This window comes from Caldicoprobacter sp., assembly GCF_047459465.1.
Lineage (GTDB): Bacteria > Bacillota > Clostridia > Caldicoprobacterales > Caldicoprobacteraceae > Caldicoprobacter.
Window position 1 is genome coordinate 1 of record NZ_VSCO01000063.1, and the last position, 9,892, is coordinate 9,892.

Sequence of the window (9,892 nt, forward strand, 5' to 3'; positions counted from 1 at the left end):
TTTTCACTGAATAAAATTGCCCTCCTTTAGGTGACATTCTCTCAGACTATTGACACCCCTAATTTTGAATATGATGCATGTCCATTTTGGGGAATAATTTTTAGAAGAATGCAGTTTAGGTAACGTTTCCTGATCGGGTTTGCAGGACATTGAAAGTTTGATATTATTATTCTAGATGTGCTTAAAAGGAATTAGTATGTCTATGAAGGATTAATCTTTTGAGCGATTAAGCCAGGCTGTATGCAAATTTTCAATAGCAAATTGACAACAGGGCGCCTTATATGTTACAATTAGCGAGTACATGAGCCGCTCGAATGTGGTCTTAAAATCCCCATAAGGGATACCACCATTCGGCGAGTCTGGTTGGAGGAGGTGTACTATAAATGTACGCTATTATCAGAACAGGCGGAAAACAGTACATGGTGCGTGAAGGGGATATTTTGAACGTTGAAAAGCTAAATGTGCAGGAAGGGTCCACTATTGAGCTCAACGAGGTACTGGCCATAAGCGACGATGAGAACAAGCTGAAGGTGGGGACCCCTCTGCTGGAAGGGGCAAAGGTTGAGGCCGAAGTTTTAAAGCACGGGAAGAGCAAAAAGATTATCGTGTACAAGTACAAGCCCAAGAAAAATTATCGTAGGAAATACGGCCATCGCCAGCCCTATACCCAGATCCGTATTACCAAGATCATCGGATAAATCCGCTGGCAATAGCATGTTGGCCTATGATCCGTGCGGTGATAGATAGAGCTCCATCGGGCGACATAATGGGTTTTGAGGTGTCCGGCCATTCGGGATATGCCGAAGCTGGGAAGGACATAGTGTGTGCTGCCGTATCTGCCATTGTCCAGACGGCTATTTTGGGGTTGATGGATGTAGTGGGGATTGAGGTAATGTATGACCAAAGGCCGGGAAAAGCCCGATGCTGCCTTCCCGATGGGCTTTCTGAGGACCTGCGGGAAAAAGCCAATATAGTTTTGGAAACTATGCTGTGCGGCTTAAAGAGCATACAGGAAGGATACGAGCTATACATTAAAGTTGAAGAAAGGAGGATGGGGTAGATGTTGAGGATAGATCTTCAGCTTTTTGCACACAAAAAGGGAGTAGGTAGCTCCCGTAACGGACGTGACAGCGAATCAAAGCGGCTGGGTGTAAAAAGAGCTGACGGTCAGTTTGTTCTGGCTGGAAACATCTTGGTACGCCAGAGAGGTACCAAGATACACCCGGGTTTGAATGTAGGTTTAGGTAAGGATGATACCCTCTTTGCCAAAATCGATGGCATTGTGAAGTTCGAAAGGATGGGCAAGGACAAGAAGAGGGTGAGCGTATATCCAGTTGAACAGCTGGCCGAAATAGCCGCTGCGCGACAGTAAGGAGAATGTTATGACAAAAAGGGCCTGTTAGAAGCAGGCCTTTTATTTTTTTGACCTAGAGATGACCGAATAGGTTGTTTGCGAATATTATTAATACAAGGCGGAGCCTTTTTGAGATGAGAAGCTCAACGGCATATAAGAAGCTCAACGGCGGCGATTAAGCCGTCACAATTTCACGGCTTGTATAAATATTTCCTGTCTATATGCGGGGTGTTTAAATAAAGACCAATATGTGGGAGGAATTTGGGATGTATGGAGTATATCGGCCTGCTATGGCCATTGCCGAGATAAAAGGAGGGCCATTGGCACCTCAAATCAGAGGCGTGGTGGTGTTTACCGATGTGCCGGGCGGCACAGAGGTTTACGTCGAGGTAGTGGGGCTTCCGTCATACCAGCCAGCACCTCCTGGAGGACAGCCTATTGGGCCACACGGCCTGCATATACACCAATTTGGCAACTGCGATGTGGGGGATCCCCAGGATCCATTTGGGCAAGCGGGTGGGCACTGGAATCCGACGGAGCAGCCACACGGAAATCACGCGGGGGATTTTCCGGTGCTGTTTTCCAATAACGGTTATGCCCGTATGAGCTTCTTTACGGACAAATTTAAGGTTTGGGATGTGGTGGGGCACTCGGTCATAATTCACGAGAATCCTGATGACTATCGCTCGCAGCCGGCAGGAAACGCGGGCAGGCGCTTGGCCTGTGGAATCATTCGCCCCTGCTGAAATGCCCCATCTTTTTTTTATTTTTTAAGATTTTTCGGAATAATAAAGGACGGGAGATTTTAAATGCGCTATTATAGGTTGGGGTGCCGCGATATGAGTATTGCATCATCAGGAGCGCATTTATGTTGCGGCGCTCAATTTGACAAAGGATTCTCTGTTGAAAATTGTGGATTTTTTATTATATAATATTGGCGCACAATCGAAGTTCAGGTGATACGATGTTTGTAGACATAGCAAAGATATTCATAAAAGGTGGCGACGGAGGCAACGGAGCCGTTTCCTTTAGGCGTGAAAAGTATGTTCCCCGCGGTGGCCCCGATGGGGGCGACGGAGGGGATGGTGGCGATGTCATCTTCGTCGTGGATCCGGGCATGCGCACCTTAATGGATTTCAGATACAAGAAGCATTATAAAGCCCAATCGGGACATAATGGCGGACCTAATAACATGAAAGGCAAAGATGGCGAGGACCTCATTATTAAGGTGCCGCCTGGTACTGTTATAAGGGATTTCGAGACGGGCAGAGTTTTAGCAGACTTGACGCATCCCGGTCAGCAAAAGGTTCTGGCACGCGGAGGCCGTGGTGGTAAAGGGAATGCCCACTTTGCAACTCCTACGCGTCAGACCCCTAGATTTGCTCAGCCGGGCGAAAAGGGAGAGGAAAGATGGGTGGTATTGGAATTAAAGTCGATTGCCGACGTGGGGCTCATTGGTTTTCCCAACGTGGGCAAGTCCACCATACTCTCTGTGCTCACATCTGCTCGGCCCAAGATAGCCAATTATCCTTTTACTACCCTGACGCCAAACTTGGGGGTAGTGGAGGTTGACAGGGAACATTCATTCATATTGGCCGATATTCCCGGCTTGATTGAGGGAGCGCATAAAGGCTTAGGTTTGGGGCATGATTTTCTGCGACATATAGAACGTACCCGAATGTTGGTTCACGTGGTGGATGCATCGGGGATGGAAGGGCGGGACCCTGTGCAGGATTTCTATATCATCAACCAGGAGCTTGAGGCCTATAGCACAGAGCTGGCACAGCGCCCTCAGATTGTAGCAGCCAACAAGTGCGATCTACCAGGAGCAGAGCATAACGTAAAGCGGTTGAAAGAGGAATTGGAGCCGAAGGGGATTAAGGTGTTTCCGGTTTCTGCCACTCAAAATCAAGGGTTCAAAGAACTGGTTTGGGAGATAGTTGAGATGCTGGCAAAACTTCCTGCAGTTGAATCCTTTGAGGAAGAGGTGGCAGAGATTTACGAAAATATACCAGACCAAGAGCCCTTTGAGATTACTCGTGACGGAGATGTATACGTGGTATCAGGTCCGGCTGTGGATCGGTTGATGGCCAGCGTAAACCTGGACAACTACGATTCACTGCAGTATTTTCAAAGGGCACTGAGAAGGAGAGGGATCATTGATGCGTTAAAGGAGAAAGGCGTTCAAAACGGCGATACGGTGCGTATACATGATATGGAGTTTGAGTTCATTGAGTGAGTATTATCAAATCGTTTAGTAGGGGGTCAAGAAAAGCGGCTATGGAGTGCATTCAGTGCCAGAACTGTAAGATGGGTCAGCCCATGTATTACTGCGCTGCCAAAGGTGAATTTGTTATCGATACTTCCAAGACCACGGTCATTGAAAAGACCAGAAGCGGTTGGAAAAAGGGCGACCCAAAGTATGAGCTGCACAGAAGAAGAAACCGCAAAGAGCTGGAAGTATGAGTTATGAATTGAAACTTAAAAAGGGCAGTGCCGTAAGAGGCTTGCCCTTTCGTTTTGTGGTCATGTTTTTATTAGCCTTGAGCTTTAGTTAGGTGACGTAGTCTGTTGAGCCTAAAGTGAACATATTACTTTGATTTTATTTTAAACTGGAGCAAGATTTTCTGTTGAGTGCCTGCGTAATTTTTGATTGCTGTACCACCTGTAAAGTGTGTATATTAGGTTATTGGGCACAATTAGGACAAAACCGTTACTCCATGGAACAGTGCCCATGGAACAGTGCTGTGTTTATGGATTATCGGTCGAGGTCTTTTCAAGCCATGTAAATTAGTCATTAAAGGCTTCTTCCTGGTGCCTAACATCCTTGGGGCTGGGATGGGCGATGTACCCTAAAATGCCCAGCAGTACGAAAGATACCGATAGTATAAGGTAATAGATAGAGTAGGACTGAAAGATGAAGGATGCTACCAAAAACAAGAGGCTGTAAAGGATATAGGTTCTGGCCTTTGCGGGGGTAAGGAGCTTTTTCCTGGCCTGTTTTCTTCTGAGCCTTGATTTTTCAATCTCGCTTTTGAGGTAGAAGTTTATGGCATCCTGGTCACTGAAAATGCCTGATTTTTGCATCATTTTAACTAGCCCGTCGCCATCTATCAGGTGTAGCTTAACGTCATCATGATCTTGTAGGATGGTGTGGCAGGTATCGCTGAAGCTTGACGAGGTGAAATAGAAGCCAATGCTGTAACCACAGTGTTTCAGGATTTTCAAGAATTTATACACCTCAAAGGGAGGTACCTGCTGGCTGTAAGGTGCGTGATAAAAGCCTATGAGCGCCGGTTTGCCTTGATATATGGCCTTCAAAAATCTTTTGTCTATTTTGACGTCTTCAAATTTTCCGCTTTGAAGCAGTGCCTTTACAAGGCGCCATTTGAACTGCTGGGGCGTAAGCTCCAATAGCTCCCTTTTTCTGTATGCAGCTGCTATGCTGTTTAGCTTTGCCTGCCGTTTTCTTTCAAGCTGTTTTGCTCTCAACTTGAAGTATGCCACGCTGATGGTTGCGGTCATCACAATGGCAAAGATGACCGATAGCCACGGGATTTTGGTCTTATACACAAACCATAGGTATGACGTGATCAGCGCTGCGCCAGCCAGCATTATGGCATCGATTACCCAGCTTACGATAGTTGTAGGTTTATCTCCTCCTTCAAGGTAATAGTTCCATTCGCCAATTTTGGCATAAAGCCTTTTTAAAAAGTTCATAGCCGAAACCTCCTTATTAGGAAATTTTTCCCTAAAAGAAGTGGGCTTATTCGTCATTTCAAGCAATTTGTGCTATAATAGATATCGATTTATTGGCTGCTCAAAAGCGGTTTCACTTATTTTGGCCAATTGTCCGTGGAGGTTATTTGAAATTAAAAACCTTTGAATATCTTTTTTATAATAATTTTGATTTTAAAAGGACGGGATTGGTTGTGCCGGACATTATGAGCGGTGAGGATACAGCTGCATATGATGAGCCCGTACGGCCTATAAGGCTGGGGATAGCAGGGGGAACTTTTGATCCCATACACATGGGACACCTCATAATGGCGGAGGTGGCCAGGCAGGAATGCGGCCTGGATAAGGTGTTATTCATTCCAACAGGGAATCCTCCCCACAAGGCTGGTTACGCTGTAACGCCGGCTGCCTACAGGTATGAAATGGTCAGGATGGCCATAATAGACAACCCCTATTTTGAAATAAGCGATATAGAGGTAAAAAGGGAAGGTTTTACCTATACCGTGGATACCTTAATGGAACTAAGAAGGATATATCCAGCAAACGTAGAGTTTTTCTTTATAATAGGTGGTGACACTCTGCCGGAGATCAAGGGCTGGCGAGAGGCATCTCGGGTGGTGAAGTGCTGCCATTTTGTGGTGTATGGTAGGCCGGGGTATGATTTGGCTGAAGAGGAAATACGGTTTTTGAAAGAGGAGATGGGGGCATCCATATATACTGTGGATGGGCCGCTGTTGGGTATATCTTCCACCGATATCAGGGATAGAATAAGACAGGGCAAGTCCATACGCTATCTCGTTCCAGCGCCGGTAGAAGAATATATATATAAAAATCGTTTGTATATGCAACTTTAGTGCCAGGAGGTAGTCAATATGATGGGTGCGACGATGCAGGAAACGGAAATATGCGAGAAGCTAAAGGATATGATGGATGAGGAAAGATATGTCCATTCCCTGGGGGTGAGGGATTGTGCCGTTATGCTGGCTGAGAGATATGGAGCCGATGTAGATAAAGCGAGGCTTGCAGGGCTGCTTCACGATTGCGCCAAGGGCCTGCCAAGGCAGGAGATGATAAGCAAGGCATTGGAGGCCGAAATTGAGCTTGGAGCCGAGGAGTTTCAAAATGAGGCTTTATTGCATGGCCCCGCAGGAGCAGTAATAGCCAGGCAGGTGTTTGGAGTTGAGGATCCGGAGATACTGAGTGCAATTGAGTGCCATACCACGGGCAAAAGGGATATGGCCTTGCTTGACAAGATAATATACCTGGCTGATTATATAGAGCCCAACAGGGATTTTCCCGGAGTGGAGGATCTGAGGCAAGCGGCCATGGACGACCTTGACAAAGCGGTGCTTATGGCCTTACGCAGAACTATCAAGTATGTGCTGGATACCGACCGCTTTCTCCATCCCAGGACGGTGGAGGCGTGGAACGACATGTTGAAGCGCTACAAGGGCAAAAACTGATGGCCGATGTCACTTATGTTGACAAATTGTGTATAATGGATATAATAAAGTAAAGAAAACGGAGGTGGAGGGAAGGATTTGCATAACAACTCAAGGGAATTAGCTTTGCAAATTGCAAAGGTTTTAGATTCTAAAAAGGCAATGGATGTAGTAATACTCGATATCAGCCGTTTGACCATCATCGCCGATTACTTCGTAATAGCCAGCGGTAATACTGAAATACAGGTAAGGGCTTTATGCGATGAGCTGCTAAAGAGTATGAGCCAGCAGGGCGTTGAAGCCCGCGCAAAGGAAGGATACAGGCATGGGAGATGGGTGGTTGTAGATTATGGCGATGTAGTAGTGCACATTTTTCATCGGGAAGACAGGGCTTTTTATAATCTCGAAAGGTTGTGGGCTGACAGTCAGATCCTATCGGTTGAAGGGTAAAACTGGAGCTCTCGCTCCTGTGGGGATGCTTGGACGGTCAACCTTCTACCAATTCTATTTTTGTAGATGCTGTAACGTTTTGTAGATGCTGTAACGGGTGGCTATTAAAGGCTATTATAAGGTTGTAGGATGGACAGAGCGGAGCTTAAAGTTGGGCATAAAGGGATTGCTACTTGGATGCGTTAAAATATTGATCCGTTTGCGTAAGCCTCCCACGGTGAAGGAAGGAGAAGTGCATTTGGCTTGGGGTGTGGGAGGTTACTTTAATATATGGAGGGGAAACCGTTATGGAGTACAGGTTCAGCGAGATCGAAAGAAAGTGGCAGGAGAGATGGGAAAAAGAGAAGGCATTTCGCAGGACAGAGGATCCCAACAAGAAGAAGTTTTATATGCTGGAGATGTTTCCATACCCATCGGGTAAGCTGCACATGGGGCATGTACGCAATTACTCCATTGGTGACGTGATAGCGCGGTACAAGACCATGCAGGGTTATAACGTCCTGCACCCCATGGGGTGGGATGCTTTTGGCCTGCCGGCTGAGAATGCAGCCATCGCTCACCAAATTCATCCCAGCACATGGACATGGGATAATATAAACAATATGCGGGAACAGCTTAAGGGGCTGGGGATAAGCTACGACTGGGAGCGGGAGGTGGCTACCTGTCATCCCACCTATTACCGATGGACCCAATGGATGTTCCTGCAATTCTTCAAGCGTGGGTTGGCCTATAAAAAGCGGTCTTTTGTCAATTGGTGCCCTTCTTGCAGCACCGTCCTGGCCAACGAACAGGTAGTCAATGGTCATTGCGAGCGTTGCGGCACCTTGGTGGGCAAAAAGGACTTGGAACAGTGGTTTTTCAAGATCACCGACTATGCCGAGCGCTTGCTCAAGGACATCGACAAGCTAACCGGTTGGCCGGAAAAGGTCAAGGTGATGCAGCAGAACTGGATTGGCCGCAGTGAGGGCGCCCTGGTAAATTTCACGGTAGAAGGTAGCGGTGAGGTTATCACCGTGTTTACGACAAGGCCCGATACTATTTACGGCGTGACGTATATGGTGCTAGCACCCGAACATCCATTGGTACTCCAGCTCGTGCAGGGAACCCAGTATGAGAACGAGGTACGGGCCTTTATAAATAAGATGCAGTACATGAATGAGATCACGCGCACCTCGGAGGAAACCGAGAAGGAAGGCGTATTCATCGGACGATATGCCATCAATCCCATGAACGGACAGAGGATTCCGCTGTATATAGCGAATTACGTATTGCTGGATTATGGAACGGGAGCTGTTATGGGCGTTCCGGCTCATGACCAGCGTGACTTTGAATTTGCTGCCAAGTATGGATTGCCCGTAGTTCCCGTTATCAAGCCCGAGGACGACAGCGTAGATGTCTTTGATTTGAAACAGGCCTTTGAGGGACAAGGCATAATGATAAATTCCGGGCAGTTTAATGACCTGCCAAATCGGGAAGCAATGCAAAAGATAATCGAATACATGGAAGAGAAGGGCATAGGCAAGAGGCATGTAAACTACAGGTTGAGGGACTGGCTGATTTCCCGTCAGCGTTACTGGGGAGCACCCATACCCATTATATACTGCGACAAATGCGGGATAGTCCCGGTGCCGGAGGACCAGTTGCCGGTGATATTGCCCACTGACGTTAAGTTTACCGGCAAGGGGCAGTCCGTTCTGGCTGAGAGCCAGTCGTTTGTCAACACCACATGCCCGCAATGCGGTGGCCCCGCAAGGCGCGAGACCGATACAATGGATACATTTGTATGCTCGTCGTTTTACTTCTTGAGATTTACCGATCCTAAAAATGCTGAGGCGCCTTTTAGTCGGGAAAAGGCTGAGTACTGGATGCCGGTGGATCAGTATGTTGGTGGGGTAGAGCATGCCATCCTTCACCTGCTGTATGCCAGGTTCTTCACCAAGGTATTGTATGATATGGGGTTGTGCCCGGTGGATGAACCTTTCACCAACCTGTTGACCCAGGGCATGGTGCTCAAGGACGGCTCCAAGATGTCGAAGTCTAAGGGCAATGTGGTGAGCCCAGAAGATATTGTAGCCAAATATGGGGCAGATACAGCAAGGCTGTTTATACTGTTTGCAGCACCGCCCGAGAGGGACCTCGAGTGGAGCGATCAGGGCGTTGAGGGCTGCTATCGCTTCCTCAACAGGGTGTGGAGATTGGTCACCGAATGTAAGGATGCCTGTAAGCATTACGTCAAAGGGGAAACATTTGCTAACCTGTCGGAGCAGGATAGGCAGCTTCGATATGTGGTGCACAACACCATAAAGCGGGTAACGATTGATATAGAGGAGAGGTTCAATTTCAATACGGCTATAAGCGCTATTATGGAGATGGTAAACGCTATATACCAGTATAAGGACAACGTGGCTGGGCAGAAAGATATGGCAGTGCTGGGCGAAGCCATTACTCACCTGTTGCTGCTTCTGGCACCCTTTGCACCGCACATCACCGAAGAGCTGTGGGAGATCACTGGCCATGAGGGCAGCATACATGCACAGTCGTGGCCTGCTTATGACCCACAGGCTCTGGAGCAGGAAAAGATTGAGATGGTGGTCCAGGTCAATGGAAAAGTCAGGGATCGCATGATGGTGCCGGCCAATGCCGGGCAGCAGGAAATACAGGATAGGGCACTAAGCTTAAGCAGGATACAAGAGATCATAAAGGGTAAGAGCGTTGTAAAGGTCATTGTGGTGCCCAAGAAGCTGGTCAATATCGTGGTGAAGTGATGGGTATTTTTTAGGGTGCTTGGGGGAAACAAAAGGTATGCCTTGCGCATGTGTATGTGGCACTTTCAAATTGATGCTTAAACAGACAAGAGCAGTTTAAATAGGCTAAATGAAAAAAGGGGGATATTCCAAACGAATATCCC

General features: G+C 47.4%; 11 protein-coding genes. 10 read left to right on the forward strand and 1 reads right to left on the reverse strand.

Features of this window, described 5'->3' with window-relative positions:
• The first annotated feature begins 383 nt into the window (after positions 1-383).
• From rplU to FWJ59_RS05530, 6 genes are all read left to right on the forward strand, one after another.
• Positions 384-698, forward strand: a complete 315-nt coding sequence (gene rplU / locus FWJ59_RS05505; protein ID WP_414480977.1) for a 50S ribosomal protein L21 — start codon at positions 384-386, stop codon at positions 696-698.
• 38 nt (positions 699-736) lie between these two features.
• Positions 737-1,060, forward strand: a complete 324-nt coding sequence (locus FWJ59_RS05510; protein WP_414480978.1) for a ribosomal-processing cysteine protease Prp — start codon at positions 737-739, stop codon at positions 1,058-1,060.
• Positions 1,061-1,372: a 50S ribosomal protein L27 gene (rpmA, locus tag FWJ59_RS05515; protein WP_414480979.1), complete on the forward strand. Its 312-nt coding sequence runs from the start codon at positions 1,061-1,063 to the stop codon at positions 1,370-1,372.
• Between the two features lie 248 nt (positions 1,373-1,620).
• Positions 1,621-2,100, forward strand: coding sequence for a superoxide dismutase family protein (locus FWJ59_RS05520; RefSeq protein ID WP_414480980.1), 480 nt, complete (start codon positions 1,621-1,623; stop codon positions 2,098-2,100).
• A 218-nt stretch (positions 2,101-2,318) separates the two neighbouring features.
• Positions 2,319-3,593: a GTPase ObgE gene (gene obgE / locus FWJ59_RS05525; protein ID WP_414480981.1), complete on the forward strand. Its 1,275-nt coding sequence runs from the start codon at positions 2,319-2,321 to the stop codon at positions 3,591-3,593.
• A gap of 41 nt (positions 3,594-3,634) precedes the next feature.
• Positions 3,635-3,820 carry a hypothetical protein gene (locus tag FWJ59_RS05530; RefSeq protein ID WP_414480982.1) on the forward strand — a complete coding sequence of 62 codons (186 nt, stop codon included), beginning with the start codon at positions 3,635-3,637 and terminating at the stop codon, positions 3,818-3,820.
• 324 nt (positions 3,821-4,144) lie between these two features.
• Here FWJ59_RS05530 and FWJ59_RS05535 read toward each other — a convergent pair whose 3' ends face one another.
• Complete coding sequence (locus FWJ59_RS05535) at positions 4,145-5,074, reverse strand: restriction endonuclease (protein ID WP_414480983.1); 930 nt, start codon at positions 5,072-5,074, stop codon at positions 4,145-4,147.
• 224 nt (positions 5,075-5,298) lie between these two features.
• Between FWJ59_RS05535 and nadD the strand changes: the two genes are divergently transcribed.
• From nadD to leuS, 4 genes are all read left to right on the forward strand, one after another.
• Entirely contained in the window at positions 5,299-5,946 is a 648-nt protein-coding gene (gene nadD, locus FWJ59_RS05540) for a nicotinate-nucleotide adenylyltransferase (RefSeq protein ID WP_414480987.1), read from the forward strand.
• Positions 5,947-5,964: 18 nt separating this feature from the next.
• Positions 5,965-6,555 carry a bis(5'-nucleosyl)-tetraphosphatase (symmetrical) YqeK gene (gene yqeK, locus FWJ59_RS05545; RefSeq protein ID WP_414480984.1) on the forward strand — a complete coding sequence of 197 codons (591 nt, stop codon included), beginning with the start codon at positions 5,965-5,967 and terminating at the stop codon, positions 6,553-6,555.
• Between the two features lie 78 nt (positions 6,556-6,633).
• Complete coding sequence (rsfS, locus tag FWJ59_RS05550) at positions 6,634-6,984, forward strand: ribosome silencing factor (RefSeq protein WP_414480985.1); 351 nt, start codon at positions 6,634-6,636, stop codon at positions 6,982-6,984.
• A 287-nt stretch (positions 6,985-7,271) separates the two neighbouring features.
• A complete protein-coding gene (gene leuS / locus FWJ59_RS05555; RefSeq protein WP_414480986.1) occupies positions 7,272-9,749 on the forward strand; it encodes a leucine--tRNA ligase in 2,478 nt (825 codons plus the stop codon).
• Positions 9,750-9,892: the final 143 nt, after the last annotated feature.

Excerpts from the sequence above, each read along its gene's own strand:
- rplU (WP_414480977.1), top strand. The coding sequence starts at position 384 with ATGTACGCTATTATCAGAACAGGCGGAAAACAGTACATGGTGCGTGAA.
- rpmA (WP_414480979.1), top strand. The coding sequence starts at position 1,061 with ATGTTGAGGATAGATCTTCAGCTTTTTGCACACAAAAAGGGAGTAGGT.
- FWJ59_RS05520 (WP_414480980.1), top strand. The coding sequence starts at position 1,621 with ATGTATGGAGTATATCGGCCTGCTATGGCCATTGCCGAGATAAAAGGA.
- obgE (WP_414480981.1), top strand. The coding sequence starts at position 2,319 with ATGTTTGTAGACATAGCAAAGATATTCATAAAAGGTGGCGACGGAGGC.
- FWJ59_RS05530 (WP_414480982.1), top strand. The coding sequence starts at position 3,635 with ATGGAGTGCATTCAGTGCCAGAACTGTAAGATGGGTCAGCCCATGTAT.
- FWJ59_RS05535 (WP_414480983.1), bottom strand. The coding sequence starts at position 5,074 with ATGAACTTTTTAAAAAGGCTTTATGCCAAAATTGGCGAATGGAACTAT.
- nadD (WP_414480987.1), top strand. The coding sequence starts at position 5,299 with ATGAGCGGTGAGGATACAGCTGCATATGATGAGCCCGTACGGCCTATA.
- yqeK (WP_414480984.1), top strand. The coding sequence starts at position 5,965 with ATGATGGGTGCGACGATGCAGGAAACGGAAATATGCGAGAAGCTAAAG.
- leuS (WP_414480986.1), top strand. The coding sequence starts at position 7,272 with ATGGAGTACAGGTTCAGCGAGATCGAAAGAAAGTGGCAGGAGAGATGG.